This is a genomic window from Arthrobacter sp. 9MFCol3.1, from assembly GCF_000620385.1.
Lineage (GTDB): Bacteria > Actinomycetota > Actinomycetes > Actinomycetales > Micrococcaceae > Arthrobacter.
In genome coordinates, this window is sequence record NZ_JIBJ01000012.1 from 115,114 (window position 1) to 133,492 (window position 18,379).

19 protein-coding genes are annotated in these 18,379 nt (G+C 64.5%); 6 read left to right on the plus strand and 13 right to left on the minus strand.

What is annotated here, in order from left to right; translation table 11 throughout:
* The first annotated feature begins 194 nt into the window (after nucleotides 1–194).
* Together nac and C560_RS0113740 are read left to right on the plus strand one after the other, a co-directional pair.
* Nucleotides 195–1,115, plus strand: coding sequence for a nitrogen assimilation transcriptional regulator NAC (gene nac / locus C560_RS0113735; RefSeq protein ID WP_026538649.1), 921 nt, complete (start codon nucleotides 195–197; stop codon nucleotides 1,113–1,115).
* Between the two features lie 132 nt (nucleotides 1,116–1,247).
* Nucleotides 1,248–1,478 (plus strand): hypothetical protein, encoded by a 231-nt coding sequence (locus tag C560_RS0113740; RefSeq protein ID WP_026538650.1) that lies wholly within the window; start codon nucleotides 1,248–1,250, stop codon nucleotides 1,476–1,478.
* Nucleotides 1,479–1,661: 183 nt separating this feature from the next.
* On the opposite strand, the gene C560_RS0113745 is transcribed toward C560_RS0113740, so the two are convergent.
* Together C560_RS0113745 and C560_RS0113750 are read right to left on the minus strand one after the other, a co-directional pair.
* A complete protein-coding gene (locus C560_RS0113745; protein WP_026538651.1) occupies nucleotides 1,662–2,339 on the minus strand; it encodes a 4-carboxy-4-hydroxy-2-oxoadipate aldolase/oxaloacetate decarboxylase in 678 nt (225 codons plus the stop codon).
* A 25-nt stretch (nucleotides 2,340–2,364) separates the two neighbouring features.
* Nucleotides 2,365–3,573 carry an aspartate transaminase gene (locus tag C560_RS0113750; RefSeq protein WP_026538652.1) on the minus strand — a complete coding sequence of 403 codons (1,209 nt, stop codon included), beginning with the start codon at nucleotides 3,571–3,573 and terminating at the stop codon, nucleotides 2,365–2,367.
* 364 nt (nucleotides 3,574–3,937) lie between these two features.
* On the opposite strand from C560_RS0113750, the gene C560_RS21900 reads away from it, so the two are divergent.
* Genes C560_RS21900 through C560_RS0113765 form a run of 3 tightly spaced genes read left to right on the plus strand, consistent with a single transcriptional unit; the run spans nucleotide 3,938 to nucleotide 5,744 of the window.
* Nucleotides 3,938–4,513 carry a hypothetical protein gene (locus tag C560_RS21900; RefSeq protein WP_231494351.1) on the plus strand — a complete coding sequence of 192 codons (576 nt, stop codon included), beginning with the start codon at nucleotides 3,938–3,940 and terminating at the stop codon, nucleotides 4,511–4,513.
* A gap of 17 nt (nucleotides 4,514–4,530) precedes the next feature.
* On the plus strand, nucleotides 4,531–5,349 hold the full coding sequence (locus C560_RS0113760; protein WP_051533177.1) for an arsenate reductase/protein-tyrosine-phosphatase family protein: 819 nt from the start codon (nucleotides 4,531–4,533) through the stop codon (nucleotides 5,347–5,349).
* 2 nt (nucleotides 5,350–5,351) lie between these two features.
* Nucleotides 5,352–5,744 (plus strand): VOC family protein, encoded by a 393-nt coding sequence (locus C560_RS0113765; protein ID WP_026538654.1) that lies wholly within the window; start codon nucleotides 5,352–5,354, stop codon nucleotides 5,742–5,744.
* A gap of 122 nt (nucleotides 5,745–5,866) precedes the next feature.
* Here the strand turns inward: C560_RS0113765 and C560_RS0113770 are convergent, their stop codons facing one another.
* The 11 genes from C560_RS0113770 to C560_RS0113830 form a co-directional block, all read right to left on the minus strand.
* Complete coding sequence (locus tag C560_RS0113770) at nucleotides 5,867–6,181, minus strand: hypothetical protein (protein ID WP_026538655.1); 315 nt, start codon at nucleotides 6,179–6,181, stop codon at nucleotides 5,867–5,869.
* A gap of 32 nt (nucleotides 6,182–6,213) precedes the next feature.
* Nucleotides 6,214–6,696, minus strand: coding sequence for a hypothetical protein (locus C560_RS0113775; protein WP_231494352.1), 483 nt, complete (start codon nucleotides 6,694–6,696; stop codon nucleotides 6,214–6,216).
* 890 nt (nucleotides 6,697–7,586) lie between these two features.
* The gene (locus C560_RS0113790; protein WP_026538657.1) at nucleotides 7,587–8,711 is read right to left on the minus strand and encodes a ring-opening amidohydrolase; all 1,125 of its coding nucleotides are present in this window, start codon (nucleotides 8,709–8,711) and stop codon (nucleotides 7,587–7,589) included.
* Entirely contained in the window at nucleotides 8,701–10,110 is a 1,410-nt protein-coding gene (locus tag C560_RS21910; protein ID WP_081801719.1) for an amidase, read from the minus strand. Before C560_RS21910 ends, C560_RS0113790 begins: the two co-directional genes overlap by 11 nt.
* Nucleotides 10,107–10,805 carry a GntR family transcriptional regulator gene (locus C560_RS21915; protein ID WP_051533180.1) on the minus strand — a complete coding sequence of 233 codons (699 nt, stop codon included), beginning with the start codon at nucleotides 10,803–10,805 and terminating at the stop codon, nucleotides 10,107–10,109. Before C560_RS21915 ends, C560_RS21910 begins: the two co-directional genes overlap by 4 nt.
* Nucleotides 10,806–10,838: 33 nt before the next feature.
* Nucleotides 10,839–12,065, minus strand: a complete 1,227-nt coding sequence (locus C560_RS21920) for a CaiB/BaiF CoA transferase family protein (RefSeq protein WP_051533181.1) — start codon at nucleotides 12,063–12,065, stop codon at nucleotides 10,839–10,841.
* Complete coding sequence (locus C560_RS0113810) at nucleotides 12,052–12,942, minus strand: enoyl-CoA hydratase/isomerase family protein (RefSeq protein WP_026538658.1); 891 nt, start codon at nucleotides 12,940–12,942, stop codon at nucleotides 12,052–12,054. The genes C560_RS21920 and C560_RS0113810 overlap by 14 nt, the downstream gene beginning before the upstream one ends.
* Entirely contained in the window at nucleotides 12,939–13,997 is a 1,059-nt protein-coding gene (locus tag C560_RS21925) for an ABC transporter permease (RefSeq protein ID WP_197026164.1), read from the minus strand. The genes C560_RS0113810 and C560_RS21925 overlap by 4 nt, the downstream gene beginning before the upstream one ends.
* The gene (locus tag C560_RS0113820) at nucleotides 13,994–15,529 is read right to left on the minus strand and encodes a sugar ABC transporter ATP-binding protein (protein WP_026538659.1); all 1,536 of its coding nucleotides are present in this window, start codon (nucleotides 15,527–15,529) and stop codon (nucleotides 13,994–13,996) included. The genes C560_RS21925 and C560_RS0113820 overlap by 4 nt, the downstream gene beginning before the upstream one ends.
* Nucleotides 15,529–16,698, minus strand: a complete 1,170-nt coding sequence (locus tag C560_RS21930) for a sugar ABC transporter substrate-binding protein (RefSeq protein WP_051533182.1) — start codon at nucleotides 16,696–16,698, stop codon at nucleotides 15,529–15,531. The genes C560_RS0113820 and C560_RS21930 overlap by 1 nt, the downstream gene beginning before the upstream one ends.
* Before the next feature lie 403 nt (nucleotides 16,699–17,101).
* Entirely contained in the window at nucleotides 17,102–17,803 is a 702-nt protein-coding gene (locus C560_RS0113830; protein WP_026538660.1) for a FadR/GntR family transcriptional regulator, read from the minus strand.
* A gap of 87 nt (nucleotides 17,804–17,890) precedes the next feature.
* Between C560_RS0113830 and C560_RS0113835 the strand changes: the two genes are divergently transcribed.
* The coding region (locus tag C560_RS0113835; protein ID WP_026538661.1) for an alpha-hydroxy acid oxidase at nucleotides 17,891–18,379 on the plus strand (489 nt) is incomplete at its 3' end.

Genomic DNA, 18,379 nt, shown 5'->3' on the forward strand with positions numbered 1-18,379 from the left:
ATGCGAAATGCGTCTGACGTCATTACGAAATTGCATGTCAGCGGAGGAGGTAGAATGTACGATTAGTGAAATAGCGTCCTGGGTTCAACCTAGTGTCAGCGATGTGGATCACACAAAGACCTATTGCGTATCCCTCCACTGCATCCGCCTATGACCTTTCCGGGTCCAGGACGCCGCAAAGAGAGAAGGCGGCCATGGACACCCGGAAGCTTGCGTACTTCGTCCAGATCGTGGATTCGGGCAGCATCACCAAGGCCGCGGCGGCGCTGCATGTGGCCCAGCCGGCCCTGAGCCAGCAGGTTTCGGCGCTGGAAACCGATCTCAAGCAGCGCCTGCTGATCCGCAGCAAGCAGGGCGTCAAGCCCACGGCCGCAGGACACACCCTGTACCGGCACGCACAGTCGATCCTGCGACTGGTGGAACAGGCCCGGCAGGACGTCGCCAAATCCGGGGCCGCCCCGTCCGGGCGTGTCTCCATTGCCATTGCGCCGTACAGCATGGCGTCGAGCCTGACACCGAGGATCATCGGCGAGGTGGGCCGCAGGTACCCGGACATCGTCCTGCACGTCACGGAAATCTACGGCGGCGTACTGAGCGAAGCGATCAAGAACGGCCGGCTGGACATGGCCCTCATTTACGAGCCAGGTCCGATCCGCGGCGTCCAGTTCACTACGATGATCGTCGAGGACCTGCACTTTGTGGTCAATGCCAGCAGATCTGATGTGGCGCCAGGCAATGGCGAAATTACGTTGGAGGAAGTCGCCCGGTTTGGGCTTTTCCTGCCCGAGAAAATCCACACGCTGCGCCAGGTTGTCGAGGCCGGTTTTGACAGCAAAGGGCTCACCCTCCAGCTGGTCGGTGAAGTGGAGTCGGTGCCGTCCTTGGCCCGGCTCCTGCGGGCCGACCTGGGCGCTACGATCATGCCCAAGTCAGCCGCGGATGCCTTGTTCCATGAGGAAGACTTCCATGTCTTGCGGATCGTGGATCCCGCGCTGCAGTGCAAGATCGCACTGTGCACCCCGGACCATGACCCGCTTTCCGAGGCCGCGTCTGCGGTTCTCCTGGTACTGAAGGAAATGCTCCAGGAAATGCTCAGTGACAAATATGCACGGTAGCGCGCCCATAGCGTCCGCTTATTAGGTCACTCATCATTCGTCTTAGTACTCAGCTGCCCGGGATTCTAATATTGGAGAAAGGCCGGGGAAATTGCGGCAGCTACTTTTATGAAGACCGAATTGGAGCGTTCCGTGAAAAAGATCAACACTCTACGAAGAATTTCTGACGGAAGTCTGGGGTTGATGGCGAAAACCGGCTTCCACTGCCCGGCCAATGGTTTTTGGCGCCCGGCGGACCGCTCGGTGGAACCTGTCTTCGTCTTCGAGGGCAGCATCATGCCGGCCACGGGCGGTAACTCGACAGTCTGGTACCTGGAGAATGCCATCGTCGGTCCGCCTACCCATCAGCTTCCGGCCCGGTAGGACCGCTGCCAAAGGGAGGGGCGATGTCCCGCAGGACATCGCCCCTCCCTTTTCGCGCGTCCGGGCCCAGCTTCGCGCGAGCCTTCCGCGCATGCCAACGCCGCCGCGCGGGACTTCCCGCGCGGCGGCGTTGTCGGCGGCGCAGTAGGCGCTGCCAGGTCTGTCTTGCTGGGACCCGACTTACTAGGCCTGTTCGACCAGCAGACCCTTGGACTTCAGGACGTCGGTGAGGTTGCACAGGTCGATGGTGGTTCCGCCGGCCCTGTAAAGGCTGATGAGTTCGCGTTCGGCGTCTTCACGTTCCTGCGAGAGACGGATGACTTCCTCGATCTCGTCCTTCCGGACCACCACAACGCCGTCCGCGTCGCCGCGGAGGACGTCGCCGGGGTAGACGATTTCGTCGCCGAAGACCACCGGGTGGTTGATGGGGCCGATGGTTTCCTTCACGGTGCCCTTGATGGAGATGCTGCCGGAGAAGACGGGCAAGCCGAGTTCGATGAGGTCCTGGGTGTCGCGGACACCCGAGTCGGTAACGAGGCCAGCCAGGCCTTTGGCCTTCATCGCGTTGCCGAGGACGTCGCCGAAGGTGCCGGCTTCCTCGAATTCGCCTGCCGCTGCCAGGATGACATCCCCGGCCGCCGCGTAGTGGATGGCCACCTGCAGCATGAGGTTGTCCCTGGGGGCGCAGCGGACGGTCACGGCGGGGCCGCAGAAGGACATGGCCCGGTCGATCGGTTTGATCCGGGAGCTCAGGGCCCCCTTGCGGCCCTGGGCCTCGTGGATGGTGGCTGACGAGAACTTGGCCAGCCGGCTGACGGCGTCAGCGTCGGGGCGGTCGATGGTGGTTTTTACATGGATCACGGCTTTTTCCTTCAGTGGGTGCGGATCAGTTGAGGGCCTGGACGGCCTTGTCGATGGCGGCGATGGATTCTTCGATGATGTCGAGGCTGGTGGCATAGGAGATGCGGAAGTACGGACCCAGCCCGTAGGCCGATCCCTGGATGACGGCCACGGAGGCCGCCTCGAGTAGGTAGAGGGTGAAATCCTCGTCGTTGCCGATGGCCTGCCCCTCGGGCGTGGTCTTCCCGATGACCCCCGCGCAGTTGACGTAGGCGTAGAAGGCGCCTTCCGGCGTCGTGCATGACAGGCCGTCGACGGCGTTCAGCGCGGCCACCGCTGTGTCGCGCCGGCTGCGGTAGATCTCGAGGCTGTCCCGCACGAAGCCCTGGTCGCCGGTGAGGGCGGCGACGCCGGCTGCCTGGCTGACCGAGGACGGGCAGGAGGAGATCTGCGACTGGAGTTTGTTGATCGCGGCGATCAGCGGGGCGGGCCCGGCGGCGTAGCCCAGCCGCCAGCCGGTCATGGCGTAGGCCTTGGACACGCCGTTGACGGCGAGGATGCGGTCCTTCAGTTCGGGGGCCACTTCCGCCAGGCTCGAGAGCCGGCCGTCGCCGAAGTGGATCTGGTCGTAGATCTCGTCCGTGAGGACGAAGACGTGCGGGAAGCCGGCCAGGACGTCCGCGAGGGCGCGAAGTTCCGCCCGGGAGTAGACCGCGCCCGTGGGGTTCGACGGCGAGTTCAGGATGACCCATTTGGTCCGCCCGTTGAGGGCTCCGGCCAGGGCATCCGGCGAGAGCTTGAATCCCGTTTCCTCGCCGCAGGGGACCACGACTGGGGTGCCCTCGTTCGCGAGCACCATGTCCGGGTAGGAGACCCAGTAGGGGGCGGGGACCACCACCTCATCGCCGGCGTCCAGGGAGGCCATGAACGCCGTGAAAATCACCTGCTTGGCCCCTCCGCCGATGGTGATCTCGGCAGGAGTGTAGTGCAGGCCCGTACGCAACTCGAGGGTCTGCAGGATTGCCTGCTGCAGGGCAGGGGTTCCAGTGACTGAGGTGTACTTGGTCTCGCCCCGACGGATCGCCCTAACGGCTGCCGCCTTGATGTGTTCCGGGGTGTCGAAGTCCGGCTCACCGACAGTCAGGTCCAGGATGCGGCGCCCTTCTGCCTTCAGCTCACGCACACGGGCCGCGGCGGCCACGCTGGCGGAGGACTTGATGCGGGACACCCGCGTTGCAGGTTCAAATTCAGACATGGTCTCGTCCTAGGGATTCAGCAGGGAGCGGTACTCATTTCCTTCGACCCTAGGGAATTCTGGCGGGTATGGATAAGACCTAAAGTGCGTGGACGGATAAGCGTCTCTTATGGCTGACGGGCGGAGTGATTCGACAGTTTGGCGCGCTCCCCCTCCGCTGTCGCGTGCTTTCTGTTCCGTGGCCGCCGCAGGGCCGCGCCAAGGGCCCCTTCGGGGCACACGTTCCGGTTATGACTCCACGCACTATTGGTATTTCCGCGGCCGGGCCGTTCTGTCTAGCCTTCTACGTAGGCTTGCCGCGTGCGGCGCGGCCGTTCCCGGGGGTAGCTCCCGCACCAACCAACCTGAATCCGAAGGAGAGCTCTTGGCCGTTCAGCGCCTGGACCGCAGGGAGGCTCCGTCGACGTCGGCCGTGCGCCCTTCGCGGGGCGACGGCGGTGGCTACCGATACCGGGGCAGGCAAAAGCCTGACACGGCTGCTGTCCAGGCCGAAAGGATCCGGAGGCTGCTCCGGCAGGAGCGGCAGCGGATCTCCTTCAACGCGAGCAGCGTGCGCGCCCTGTCCGTGCGCCTGAACCAGCAGATCGCCCAGGCGCTCTGTGACGGGATGAAGGCCACCCTCCTGGCGGGCGCCGCAGAACTGTCCCGCTGGACGGTCCGGACCATCGGTTTGTCGTCCGAGGATCTGTTCCCGTCCGGTGTGCCGGCGGAGCAGCATCTGGCGGTGATTGGCGAACTGAAGTCAGAGCTGGCTGAGCTTGCGAAGTCCAAGGCTGTGCTCGAGGGACGGCGCGTGAAGCTCCTGGCTGCCGCTCGCCAGCTTGGAGTGCTGGATGACTACGAGCTCGCGGCGTTGAGCGGACTCCAGCACGAGACAATCCGAAAGATGACATGCCCCAAGGTCCTCGAACGATCAAACTGCTTGGATCGATCTAACTGAATTGATATAATTGTGGCGTGAGCCACACCACATCCACGCAGGCTCAGGCGGCGGCATCGGGATTCCTCCGCCTGGCCGGACACCCCGTGCGGTGGCAGTTGCTGGGCGAACTGGCACGCAGCGACCGGCAGGTCCGCGAGCTAACGGCGCTGGTGGGCCAGAGACAGAGCCTGACGTCGTACCATCTCGGCCAGCTGCGCGCCGCCGGGCTGGTGACCATGCGGCGCAGCTCGGCCGACGGACGTGACACGTACTGCAGCCTCAACCTGGCTTTGTATCGCGAACGGCTTGCCGCGGCCGGTGCGGCGCTTCACCCCGGCCTGCGGCTGGTCCCGGCTGAGCTGACACCGCCAGGGGGCGCTCTTGGCCGACCGCCGCGTCAGCCGCCCGCGCAGTCACCGGTCCGGGTGCTGTTCCTCTGCACGGGCAACAGCGCCCGCTCCCAGATGGCCGAGGCAATCCTGGGGCGCCTGGGCGGTTCCCGGATAGAAGCGGCCAGCGCCGGCAGTCACCCCAAAGACCTGCACCCCAAGGCCGTACGCGTGATGGCTGAGCGTTGCATGGACATTAGCGGCGCGCGCACCAAGCATCTGAGTGAGTTCGCCGAGCAGCGGTTCGACTATGTGATCAGCCTTTGCGACCGCGTACGCGAAGTGTGCCCGGGCTTCCCGGGGGCACCGGCAGTGGTGCATTGGAGCATCCCTGATCCGGCGGCCGAAACAGCCGACCAGGACAGTTATCCGGCGTTTGTTCGCACGGCAGACGAACTGACTACACGGATTCAGTTCCTGCTTTACGAAATTGAATTCTCCCAAACGAGTTCGGAAAGGAGCTAGCAATGCCCAACGACCTCACGGAACTGGTCAGCGTCCGGTACATGGTGGCCGACGTCGCTGCGGCGGTCGACTTCTATACAACGCATCTCGGGTTCACCGTCAGGATGAACGCCGCACCGGCGTTCGCCGACGTCACCCGCGGCCGGTTGCGGCTCCTCCTGAGCGGGCCGAGCAGCTCGGCGGGCCGTCCCATGCCGGACGGCACGGTGCCCGCGCCGGGAGGATGGAACCGCATTCACGTCATCGTGGGCGATATAGCCGCAGAGGTGGAGCGGCTGCGCGGCGCGGGCGTCACGTTCCGGAACGACATTGTCACCGGCCCGGGCGGACAGCAGATCCTGCTGGAGGATCCGTCCGGGAACGTGGTCGAGTTGTTCCAGCCCGCCGGCGAATAGCGGCAGTTTCACACAAAACGGACGACGGCGGGACCTGCCGCCGTCGGACGCTCCCGCGCCGCGGACCTCGCAGCACATAACCCTGCGGCCCACCATCCCTGGACGAGTCGACGGTCTTGGAGCTAACCCGGTGGGGGAAGGGCGCCGTAAGTATTTGGCAGCGCATGAGGATTGACGGGCCTGTCCTCGTCGGACGCGGACGGCTCCCTGGTGTCGTAGGTGCGGGCCGTTCGCAGGTTCCGGGATCGTTTGTGCAGCCCTACCGCGACAAGCCCAAGACCAACTGTCAGAAGGCAGACTCCCAGGACGAACAGCGTCACCGCACCCTGCCCTGCGATGCCCGAGAACACCTCGAACAGCGGCATCGGCAGGACGAATACCGTGGCCGCCAGGAATATCAAGCCCACTGCAATTTGCCATGTCCCCTTGGACTGCATGGTTCCCCCTCCGCCTATGCCGCCCGGATCCCTCATGTCTGGTCCTCTGTGGAGGTGGCGCGCAGGTCGGGGTCCACGCCGCTGGTACGCTGCGCATCCGCGGACCGCACCGGCTCGTTATCCGCACGCCGAAAAGCGAGCCACACCGCGACTCCCGCGGTCACCGCGACGGCCGCCACTCCGGCAATCACCCAGGCCTTCCCGGACGCCGTCCGCCGCGACTTGGCCCGGGCGGGTGCCGTGACAACCTTCGGTGCAACCCGATGCAGGCCCTCCTGAACACGGGGAGCCAGAGTTTCCACACCACCGGCGAGCTCGTCAGCGAGCCGCCGTAGACTGGTCTGGATCCTCGGAGACGCGGCTTCAATCCCGGCATCGAGCCCGGCCACCGCTCTTTTCAATGCCGCCTCGACCCCGGGAGTGGCCCACTCCCTCCCCTCGGTGAGCTGAGAGATGAGGTTCTCTGAAAGATGGCGGATCTGGTCGGCCTGCTTCTTGGGTGTTGCCGTGCGCATGAGTGCCTCCTCGATGGGGTGGATGCCCATAGCCTACGGCGGTCGGCACCGTAGGAACAGGACCTCCCGGCGGCAGCTAACACGAACGCCGGGGTTCCTCGGAGCGGTCCCTTCCTACGGGAAACCTGCCTACAGGTCGGTATTTGGGAGACCCATTTCCGCGACGGCTGTGACGGACGATCATGGGCGAGGCACGTCGGGTGTGAACTCTGCACCGCAAACGAACGACGGCGGGACCTCCCGCCGTCGTTCGCCTGCGTCTAAAGCCGCTGACCTACAGCGCGGACTAGCCGCCGTCAGAGGCGAGGATGGCACCGTTGATGTTGGTGCCGTCGTCGCTGAGCAGGAATGTGATGAACGCGGCGAGCTGCGCGGCCGTGGTCGGCTTCGGGACGGTGGCCCGCATCAGCGGGCCGGGGCGTCCGGCCGCGAGTTGGGATAGCGAGGCTTCGCGATCCGGAGGCCCTCGAACCGGTGATAGATCCGCCGGCCGAGTCCTTTGTCCTGAATGAGCCACACCCCTGTGCCGTCGGGCATCGTTGCGTCCACAGTTCCCGCGGTTAGCATTTCAGCATCCCGGTACACCTGGACTCGCTCTCCGCGACGGAGGGCCGCCCAGTCGGCAACGAAGCCGTCGGCCCGGGCGGGTCGGACAGCGCCTGTTCGCATTTTCAGGTAGCAAGTGGGTTGCGGGGTGCCAGCGATTTCCGGCGTGTTCATGTGGACTCCTCCGGACCGGATGGCCCAATTCGTAGGCTGGAAGCGCAATCCGGCTGCTAACCGAATTGGATGATGAACTTCGTCGCAAGAGTGCCGCGGTTGAGCGTGGAGCACATGGCGCGGCAGCATCGCTGACCTCCCGGCTCTGGTCCGATGAGGCTGCGGTTCCGCTACGTTTCCGAGGCCCTGACAATGACGGCCAGCGGGTTGCCGTTGGGAGGGCCCTGATGGGAATTCCGTTCACCGCCGCTGACGAAGACCGTGGTGTGGCCCGTCAGCGATGCAAGCAGAAAGCCGCCCATTGCCTTCGCAACGTGGTATCCGGCCTGGTCGTCGAGCATGGTGATGCGTTGGCCATCCAGCTCGGCAGTCTCCGGCATGATCATCTTTGCCAGGGCGTAGACAACCGTTTTCGACGTTTCGCCGACGTCGACGGCGGGTCCGGCACCTGCGGATTCGAGGGCACCGCTGACGGCGGATGCGTCGATGATGGTTCGCATGGACCGGTGGCCGATCCGCAGTGGGCTTGAGGAGTCGGTTGAGTTGCCCAGCAACAGGATCTCGGCGTGGGTTTTCTCGCCCCCGGAGGAGGTCATGGCGACGTCTGAGTACACCGACCAGTCCCTGCGGACCATCGAATCGTGCACCCGTTCGTCGCTTGCCTCGCCGAGGGCGAGGGCGACGCCGAGCGCGGACCCGTCGTTGGAGTAACAGATGGCGCCCTCCGGTCCGATGGAGACATCCCTGGTGACGGTTTCATGGCCGCGCAGATTCGCATCCGCGATCGACTCGGCAGTCAGGGAGGGCGCCTTGACCAGCACTAGGTGGACGTCTGACGGGTCCGTCAGCCCGGCATCCTTCATGGCCGCGTTGACCGCAGCGCGAACCTTGGAGATCTGGCCCATCCGCCCGACTTCCTCGGGGTGGATCTCCTCGGAGTGGGCCAGCCCGACGACGAGGCGCGGACCGCCGTTCGACGGTTTCGGCGTGTGGTCGGTGGTCCGGGTGAAGAGGGCAACATGGGGAGTGATCACGCCGGGGCTGCCGCCGGAGAGCACGATGCAGACCCGGTCTGCAATATCGTCCGAGCTGCATCCGGTGCGCTCGGCGAGGAGGGACCGGATGGCCAGATCGGCCGTCTCCCGCCCGACGTCCCTGCCCAGGCCTGTGCCCTCGCTCTTGCCCACGACAGCGACGATGTCGGCTGGATCGATCGCGCCGGTATCAAAGAGCCGGACGATCTCGGACACATCGGCGGGGGTTCGCATCTGGCAGACATGCACGTCAGTTCGCATCCGGAAACCCGTTCCTCAAAGTTGTGATTGGCGCCAGGGCCACGGCCTGTTCGAGCGCCGCGCCGAGCGCCAGCGCGACGTCTTCCCTGAAGGGGGGCGCGACGATCTGAACGGAGATGGGTGCCCCCGAGCTGGCCGTGCCGACGGGCACGGACAGGGACGGGAAGCCGAAAAGGCTAATGGCCCGGCTGGGGGTCAACAAGTGAAAGTTTCCGACATTCCCGTGCAGATCCCGCGGAATGTCAACGCTCACCGGCAGAACGAGGGCCCGCTCGCCGGTGAGCCAGCGACGAAGCCTGAAGATGATCCGGTTCCGGTCTTCCCACATTTCGGCCCGTTCGGCCCGGCTCGGTTCGGTCCGGTTCCCGAGCATTTTCTCAACCGGGACACCGATGAGGCCCGGGTGCGTGGTGCTGAGGGCCGCAATCGTGCTCATGGCGTCCGCCGCACGGAGCCGGTCATAGATCTGCAGGCCGTCTCCGACTGCCCGGGGAAGGCCCTCACGGGCTCGCGTTCCGGAGGCCCTGAGCAGGCTGACGGCGGACAGGACGGTTTGGACGACTTCGACGTCGACCGGAACGTTCCCGATCCCTGTCCCCCACCGGACTTCAATGTCCCGTGGGTGCAGATCACGGTAGTCCGCCAGTGGTTCGTCGACCGCGATCGCATCGATGCCGTCCGACCCGCGGATCACGGACAGCACCGTGTGAATGTCATCCACGCATCGGGCCAGTGGGCCGATGACCTGAACGGCGTCTTGGAAGGAGGAAACCTCCACTGCCAGCGGGTCCTCGCCCGGCAGCGTCGGCTGCTCCCCCGATCTGGGGACGCGCCCGACGGTAGGACGCAATCCGACCAGACCGGCGCATTGGGCCGGCCAGCGGAGGGAACCGCCGTAGTCGCTCCCGAGCCCCACAAGGGACATCCCGGCGGCAATGGCGGCGGCTTCACCCCCGCTTGATCCGCCCGGAGTCCAAGCCCCGAGCGGGTTGAATGTCCTGCCAACCAGCTCATTGTTCGTGTCCACGCCGAAGGCAAACTCCGGGCAATTCGATTTGCCCATCAGGATGGCTCCGGCTGCACGCATTCTGGCCACGGCAGTTGCGTCGACTCCGGCGCGCCAGCCTTCAAGCGTCTTGGACCCGCAGGTGGTCGGCAGCTCCGACGTCGCGATCATGTCTTTGACGGTGAACGGGACGCCGGCTAGCGGGCGGTCCTTCCAATCTTGTGTACCTGCTTCTGCCACGGCCCGGGGCGCTCGGTGGCTGATCAAGGCGTTCAGCTGGCCGTTGCGGACTTCGATCTGGTCCGCCGCGTGCCGGACCAGGGCATCTCCGGCCAGCTGGCCGCACCGCACCTGTCCGGCGAGCCCGCGCAAGGTCCCAGATGCCGTGGTCACCTTACGGGGCCGATCAGATCATCGAGGTTGTCGAGGAATGACCGGTTGCCGTGATGGGCGATCTCGTAGAGGACGGCTTCCTTGTCGCCCTTTTCGATGCTTTCGAGCAGCTGGGCATGGCGAGGATGCACGTCCTTGCGGTCACCGAACAGCTGCTCTCGGAACTTCAGGTTGTATCCCATGCAGAGTTCGAGCTGGAGGCGGAGCCCTTCATAGGTGTTGATGAGCCGTTTGTGGCCCGGTAGTGAAACCAGTGCCAGGTGGAAGCGGCTGTTGGCCTCAACCACCGCTTCATCGTTCCCCTCTTCGGCCGCGACACGCATGTCCTCCAGGGCATCGCGCATCGGTTGCAGCCGCGACTGGTCCTGGACCGGCATTCCCAGTTCCACCGCCATGCGTTCCAGGGCAAAGCGGAGGGAATATATCTCCCTGATGTCCTCGGCCGTGATCGGTATGACGATGAAGCCCCGCCGGGGAAGACTCTGGACCAGCCCATCGCGCTGGAGAATCCGCAAGGCTTCCCGTAGCGGCGGCCGGCTGACGCCGAACATCTCCGCCAGCCGTTCCTCAACGAGCCGGTCCCCCGGGCGGAATTTGCCGGAGACGATCAGCGCCCTCAACCGCTGGACGACAGCGTCAGCCATAGTCGGAATAAGGACTTTGGATGAGTCGGCGGCCGTTGCTTCAGCACTCATGATGTCTCCTGATCGGCGCGTAGGGTTTCGTAGTCAGGCATTGACTCTGTCCGGGTCCGGAAAGTAGTTCGGAGCGGTAATGATGCCGGCGTCCATCAGCCGGGTGATCTCCGACGTCGTGACACCGAGTTCCGCCGCGATTTCCAGCGTGTGTTCGCCGAGCCTCGGTGCGGGGCGGCGCAGCCAACCGTTTTCACTGCCTTGGACCTTGACAGCCTGGCCGAGCACCTTCATGGTACCCAGCTCCGGGTGTTCCACGGTTTGCACCATGCCCAGGGCCTCGGTAATCGGGTGATTGAGGGCCTGTTCCAGGTCAAGCACGCGTCCGCAGGGGATGCCCGCGTCGTTGATTAGCGGAATCCATTCCTCCGCCCCCCTGACGGAGAGTGCAGCCTCGATGAGAAGGCGCAGCTCTGCGCGGTTGGCCATGCGTCCTGCGTTGTCGGCAAATCTGGCATCCTCGGCCAGTTCCTCCAAATTCAACACCGCACAAAGCCGCCGCCACATCTTCTCGTTCCCCGAGGCCAGGGTCACTGACGCGTCACGGGTCTTGAACGTTCCCTGCGGGAACATGATCGGGTGATCGTTCCCGTCCTGGCCCGGGACGACTCCCAAGCTGAGGTACTTCTGGGCCTGGTACGACATCAGTGTCAGCGTGGACTCCATCAGGGAGGATTCGACGAGGGAGCCCCGGCCCGTGCGGTCGCGCTCATGCAGGGCCGCCAGGACGCCGACAGCGGCAAAGACGCCCGTGGCTGAGTCGCTGATGGCAATCCCGACGCGCAGCGGTCCTGTCTCCTGCGTCCCAGTCACACTCATCAAGCCGGACATCGCCTGGGCGGTCTGGTCGAACCCCGGAAGCGCGTCCCCCGGCGGCTGCGTGCCGAATCCGCTGATATTGACGTAGATCAGCCGAGGATTGCGGGCTCGCAGCACGTCGGCGCCCAACCCCATCGACTCTGCCGTGCCCGGGCGGAAGTTCTGCACGAAGACGTCGGCGTCATCGATGAGCCCCAGCAGCAGGTCCCGGCCCTCCGGTTGCCTCAGATCGACGGCGAACGACCGTTTGTTCCGGTTTGACGCCAGATAGTAGACGCTTTCCTCCCCGTGGAACGGTCCGGACTGGCGAGCCGGGTCGCCGGTCGGCAGTGTCTCGATCTTGATGACATCCGCCCCAAGATCGGCCAAGAGCATCGTCAATGTGGGGCCCGAAAGATAGCGGGTGAGGTCGATGACTTTCAATCCGTCAAGAGCGGCCATGAGCGGGGGTCCTTCCGTCAGTGAATTGCGGGGTTCGGCCGATGAGGAATGCGTCAACGCCTTCACGCAGGTCATCGCCGTCGTATGCCTGGGCGTGGAGTTCGCGGATCAGCTCATGCCCGTCCGTCACGGCCGGGTCGGCGGCCAAGGCCGTGACCTGTTTGGTCGCACGGACCGTGATCTCTGAGCTTTCGGCAATGTTCCGGGCCAGCCGGGCCGTTTCGGCGCGGAGTTCCCCGGCCTCGACGACCTTTTGAACAAGTCCCCAGGCAAGGGCTTGGTCTGCCGTGGCCAGGGCGCCGCTGTAGACGAGGTATTTGAGGTTGGCGGCCCCGATGAGGCCGGCTACGGCGCGGGTCTCGGTGAGACCCAATGTCACGCCGAGCCTGCCGATTGGAATACCGAAGCGAGATCCGGTGCTGGCCAGACGGACGTCACAGGCGGTTGCGAGTTCGCATCCGCCGCCGACCGCCAGGCCCTCGATCATCGCGATCACGGGGAAGGGGACGGACTGGATCGCCTGCAGGGCAGAGGCTATGGCGGCGTTGTACTGGTCCGCCGCAGCGCTCCCGAGGCGCTTTGCCGGGAACTCCGAAATGTCGGCTCCAGCGCCGAAGGCCCGCCCGCCGGCGCCCCGCACGATGACGACCCTGACAGTGGAGTCATCGCGAAGGCTGTTGAAGACTCTGGCTAGACGCCGCCAGCCGGCGAGGTTCAGGGCATTGTGCTGCGCCGGCCGGGTCAGCGTGACGACGACGAGGGCCTTGCTGCCCAGTGCTAGCGTCTGGACGGCGATCATGTCCTCCACACAGTCTGGTGAAGGCTCGGCGTCAAGAACAGTGAGCAGATCTTCGGTGGCTTCGATCGCGCGGATCATCCGTTGTCCAATGGAACGCGGCGCCGGGAAAGCTGGGACAAAGCGACTGCGACAAGCAGTGCACCACCGTAGAAGAGCTGTTGGACGTAGGACTGGATCCCCATCAGCTGCAGCCCAGTGATGCCGGTGACCAGGAAGTACACCGCAATCGCGGTTCCCCACGGGTTGAACCGGCCTGGCATGATGCTTGTCGCACCCAGGAAAGCTGCGGCGAATGCGGGAAGCAGGAGATTCGTCCCCGAGGTCGGGTCGGCGCCCCCCGAGGTCCCGGCGTAGAGCACTCCGGCGACGGCCGCCAGGGTGGAGGACCCCATCAGGGCGCCAACACGGACACGGCCGACGCGGACGCCGCTAAGTTTGGAGACGTTCCGCCCCCGTCCAACGAAGAGCAGACGGCGTCCGATGGAGGTGTATTCCATGATCCACCACAGCAGTGCGCACAAGCCGATGGCGTAAAAGAACGCCAATGAGATCCCGGCAAAGCGTTTCACGATGACCCACTCCACGAGCGTGTGGGAGATCCCCGAAATGGTGGCGGAGTTGCTGACACCGAGCGTGATTCCGCCTAGGAGGGTACCCATTCCCAGCGTGACGATCAGCGATTCAATGCCGAAGTAGACCATGATGATGCCGTTGAGGAAGCCAACCACCAGGCCCATCGCAAGAGCAGCGATGATGGCCGCCCAGATGGGCCAGCCGTACTGGACGTTCAAGATGGCGATCATCATCGCCGACAGAGTGAGCACCGCCCCCACCGACAGGTCGTAGTCGCCGGCGGTAAGGGGAACGATCAGGGCCAGAGTCAAGACGAGGAGAACGGCCTGCGAGCCGAACATGGTTTGGAATGTTGCAGGGGTCAGGAACACATGCGGGTTGGCGATGCCGAAGCCTATGATCAGAAGCAGCCACGCCCCCGGCAGCGCGACTCGCTGGACCAGGCTGAGCCGGCCCGCGCCCTTGAGCTTAGGGGCCTTGGGCCCGGTGCCGTTGAGCTCGGTATCCTTGGTGCCGTTGAGCTCGGTGTCCTTGAGTCCGGTGCCCTTGAGTAGCGTCACGAGGCGGCCCCCGCGTGGACGTTCTGGCTCACTGCGTACGACTGCTCCGAGATCTCTTCCTTGCTCACTTGGTTCCCGGTCAATTCCGCCACGATCCGTCCCTGCCTGAATACCAGGACTCGGTCGCAGATCAACGCTAGTTGTTCGTGATCGCTGCTCGCGCATAGCACAGCCATTCCTTCCGCGGTCGCTGACCGCAATACGCTGAAGATTTCTTCGCGGGCGCCGACGTCGACGCCCTGTGTCGGTTCGTGGACCATCAGCAGTGATGGTCTGGTCTGCAGCCATTTGGCCATGAGGACCTTCTGCTGGTTTCCACCGGAAAGGCTTGAACACGGCAGTGTCGGATCGTTGGGCCGCACTTGGAAGGCTGAAAGGACTTTCTTGGCCTCATCGCGCATGCGGGAGCGGCGCAGGACAGGTCCCTTCTGGAAGCGGTCCATGGTCTGCATGCTGACGTTGTCCAAGACCGAGAGGGAGAGAATCGCCCCGTCGCGTGGTCGGTCGGCCGGAACGAGGGCCATTCCCGAACGGAAGGCAGTGGTCGGGTTCTGGCCCCGCAAACGCACCACTGATCCGTTCAGGGCCAGCGTGCCCGTCTCGGCTTTGGTCGCACCGAACAGGATGTAGGGAAGATCCTCGAAGCCGGATCCCGACAAACCGGTCACCCCGAGAATTTCTCCCGCGTGAACCGAGAAGGAAGCGTCTGCAACGAGGCCTCCGCTGAGCCTGTCCACGACCGCGACGGGCTTCGTTGCCTCGATCTGGGCGGCGCTGCGGTGAGACACGGCTTGGAGCTTGTGGCCCACGATCAGGTTGACTATCTCTTCGCGGCTGGTCTGGTCCGTCTCGCCGCTGCCAACAACGCGGCCGTCACGGAACACCGTGAAACGGTTGGTAAGGCGTTTCACCTCGTCGAGGTCGTGGGAGACAAATAGCACCCCGGCCCCGCCGGCGGCAACGCTACGGGTGAGGTCAAAGAGCATCTCGGTGTCGTCCTGGGGCAAGTACACCGTGGGTTCATCGAGGATCAGAAGACCGTTGCGGGGCGCCCCGGAGACCGCCCGGACAATTGCCAGCAGCGCCCGTTCGACAGGCCGGAGCGAACCGACCGTCGCCGACGCGTCCAGCTGGACGTTGTATTTGCGGAACAGTTCATCGGCCTGCCGTCGCCAGGACTTCCATCGGATGGCCGCGGCATGCCCTGTGGAGATCTCGTCGAGGAACAGGTTTTCCAACACGCTCAGGCTGGGAATCAGGCCCAGATCCTGATGGACGAATCTCATCCCGAGCGCCTTGTAGTCACCTGGGGCCAGTGGAAGCCTGACCTCGCTTCCGTTCACCATCAGGCTGCCGCCGGCGTCCGGTTCGTGGAATCCCGCGAGGACTTTGATGAGTGTGGACTTGCCTGAACCGTTTTGGCCCAGGAGCCCGTGGATTTCTCCAGCATTGACTGTGAGGTCGACCCCCTGGAGTGCTTTGACTCCGCCGAAGGTTTTGGCGAGATTTCGGATTTGGAGGACGGCGGACATTACTTCAGGCCCCAGAGGGTTTTGTATCCGTCCTTGAACTTCTCTGGGTCCCCGTAGCCGTCCTTCTGGTTAGCGGGCGTGCCCGTGTCATTGACGTTTGTTGCGTCGAAGAGCCGCAGAGGCGTTTTTTCACTGGCAAGCGGGGCTGTGCCGGTGAGGACACGAAGGACCTGGTCCATGTTGGCCCATCCGAGCCACTCGAGGGGCTCTCCGATCTCGGCCGCAACCAGGTTCTTCGCCTGGATCATGCTGAGCACCGAAGCTGTTCCGTTGTAGGCAACGATCTTGACGCTGTCCGTCTTGCCTGCCTGGGTGATGCCTGTGACAAGGAGTGGAGTCATGCCGTCGAAGACCGGGACAACATAATTTATCGACGGGTCACTGAGTAGTGCAGCCTGGACCTGGGTGGGGACGTCTGTGGCCCACTTTGAGATCGGGATGTTCACAATCTTGGCGGAGCAGGTGTCGGGGCAACGTGCCTTGAGCTCGTCGCTGAACGCGGACGCGATTCCCGCGCTGGGCTGGACTTCATTGGAGACGACAAAATAGGCGTTCACATGTCCGCCGGACTGCGCGATCGCGTAGTCCGCCATCAACGTGCCCGCGGAATAGTGGTGGGCGTCCACGAAGGCGGTCACATCGGTCAGGTCCTTCTTCGCCGCGCCGATATACGACTCGTCGTAAAGGTGGGTGCTGATGACGGGAATCCCGGCCGCCTTCGCCGCGGCAATCTGGGGTCCGAGCAGTTTCGGGTCCGGCGAGCCCTCAAGCACAATCGCGTCGACTTTTTGGGCGATGGCGCTGTCCATTCCCTGGATCCACTGTGGCACCTGACCCTGGTTCGTAAACTGGACAACCTTAACGCCAGCAGCGTTGCCGGCCTCTTCCATCGCGGCGTCAACTATCTGGTTGAACGGGACGGTGCTGTTCAAACTAATGTTGGCCACTACTTTCCCCTTGGCCTTGGAGGCGTCGAAGGCCGGACCGGGAGCGGTAAATGAAGGCGCCGCCTTCGCCTTGTCGATCACAGCCTTCACCGCAGTCGTGTCGATGGCAGGCTGCTGGACACTGGACACCGATGCGGCGCCTTCGGAGCAGCCGGCCAAGGCCACGAGTGTCAAGGCGGCCAGGGAGAGTGTCAGGGCCCTGAATCGGGTAGTGCGCGTCATTGCGTATCCTTCAGTGGGTCGGGGCAACGGGGCGGCCAGCCAGGCCGCGTGATGCACATCACCATATCCCGTCTTTTGACTACTGTATACAATTTTCCGTAGTTGATTTTGAGATGTCGGAGCCGGGAATACCCACCTCACCGCACCACTCTCCGCAGCCGGACATGGAACATGCGGCCGGCGCCCGGTCGGCAGGACGCAGTTCCGCACAGGACGGAGCCATTAGGAGGGCCCTTCCGACCGGAAACTGGCCAACTAAGACTTGCCACCCGCGGGTCCATGACAAAGTCGGCAATAGCCGTTGCCACTCGCGCGTCGAGCGGGCCCGGATGATTGGGGGACTAGCGCACCGGCGAATGCAGCGCTCTGCGCCGCCGGGCGCACGCCCTACAGATTCGAGGCCCTAGATCAAGGCTCCGCCCGAGAGTCCCAGTCCGGCCTCGTTGTAATATCCCTCGATATGGGCCGCGACGAGCTCCGCGGCCTTGCCTCCGTCGTGACCATTGATGGCTGCGAGGATCTCACCGTGCTCGACATGGAGCCGTGCCGCGGTAGCCGGCCAATCGGAGAGGTTGGCCGTGAGCCCGCCTGCGTAGTTCCGGATAGATTCGCGCAGCGAACCCATCATGGCAGTCACAACCGCATTACCGGCAGCCTCGGCCAGGGCCAGGTGAAAGCTGACATCGAGCTCCATGAACGCTTCGGGATCAAGCCCGGCGTCCATCCGGTCGAGGATCCTGGCGGCCTCCGTGAGAGCAGGCGAGCCGGTCCGGGCGCGGGCAGCCGCCCACGATTCGAGCAGCACGCGCGTCTGCACAATATCCGCCACAGGAAGGTGTGAGGTGGCAATGTGCAATCGCAAAGCCGACCCGAGGGCGGCGGCTGGTTCGGCAATCACCACAGTGCCCGCCTCAGGCCCCGATCCCACCCCAGCCCGGACAACACCCATGGCTTCCAGGATTCGGATGGCTTCACGGACCGAGGTGCGAGAAACTCCGAGCTGTTCAGCCAAGGTCCGCTCTGCCGGCAGGCGAGCTCCTAGCGCCAGCTGACCACTGGAGAACTGGTTCTCTATCCACTGCAGGACAAGCTGGTGCGTACGCATGGGTCAATAGTACTTGCTGTGGTCGGACCACATCACCTAGAGTGTGGTCCAACCACACCAGTCGACGACCAGCCCGGAGACAAAGCAATGACGCAAACCATCCAGCCCGCCAGTCCACCGGCCACCGTCGTGCACGAGGCCACCCCGAGCGGGGGCTCAGCCCCGCCCACAACCGTCTCGGACGCTCCTGCCGCATTGAAGCGCCGGGTGCCCAAATACGCCGACCTTGCGCCCCTGATGCAGTTCAAGAAGCCGGAGTTCAGCCGGGCCGCCAGGCTCCGCCGGGCCAGCACCATCTGGGACCTGCGGGACATGGCCAAACGCCGCACACCCCAGGCGCCCTTCGACTACACCGACGGCGCCGCCGAGGCCGAAATCTCCCTCCGCCGCGCCCGCCAGGCGTTCCTGGACATCGAGTTCCGGCCCGGGGTCCTGCGGGACGTCTCCAGCATCGACCTCAGCACCGACATCCTGGGCGGGCCCTCCCGCCTCCCGGTGGGCATCGCGCCCACCGGCTTCACCCGGATGATGCAGTCCGAAGGCGAATACGCCGGCTCCCAGGCCGCCGAAGCCGCC

Bases quoted from the DNA above. Each gene is read 5' to 3' on its own strand.
- C560_RS0113765 (WP_026538654.1), top strand. From the start codon at position 5,352: ATGCCCAACGACCTCACGGAACTGGTCAGCGTCCGGTACATGGTGGCC.
- C560_RS0113830 (WP_026538660.1), bottom strand. From the start codon at position 17,803: ATGCGTACGCACCAGCTTGTCCTGCAGTGGATAGAGAACCAGTTCTCC.
- nac (WP_026538649.1), top strand. From the start codon at position 195: ATGGACACCCGGAAGCTTGCGTACTTCGTCCAGATCGTGGATTCGGGC.
- C560_RS21930 (WP_051533182.1), bottom strand. From the start codon at position 16,698: ATGACGCGCACTACCCGATTCAGGGCCCTGACACTCTCCCTGGCCGCC.
- C560_RS0113810 (WP_026538658.1), bottom strand. From the start codon at position 12,942: ATGATCCGCGCGATCGAAGCCACCGAAGATCTGCTCACTGTTCTTGAC.
- C560_RS21920 (WP_051533181.1), bottom strand. From the start codon at position 12,065: ATGGCCGCTCTTGACGGATTGAAAGTCATCGACCTCACCCGCTATCTT.
- C560_RS0113775 (WP_231494352.1), bottom strand. From the start codon at position 6,696: ATGCGCACGGCAACACCCAAGAAGCAGGCCGACCAGATCCGCCATCTT.
- C560_RS0113750 (WP_026538652.1), bottom strand. From the start codon at position 3,573: ATGTCTGAATTTGAACCTGCAACGCGGGTGTCCCGCATCAAGTCCTCC.
- C560_RS0113820 (WP_026538659.1), bottom strand. From the start codon at position 15,529: ATGTCCGCCGTCCTCCAAATCCGAAATCTCGCCAAAACCTTCGGCGGA.
- C560_RS0113770 (WP_026538655.1), bottom strand. From the start codon at position 6,181: ATGCAGTCCAAGGGGACATGGCAAATTGCAGTGGGCTTGATATTCCTG.
- C560_RS0113790 (WP_026538657.1), bottom strand. From the start codon at position 8,711: ATGCGAACTGACGTGCATGTCTGCCAGATGCGAACCCCCGCCGATGTG.
- C560_RS21915 (WP_051533180.1), bottom strand. From the start codon at position 10,805: ATGAGTGCTGAAGCAACGGCCGCCGACTCATCCAAAGTCCTTATTCCG.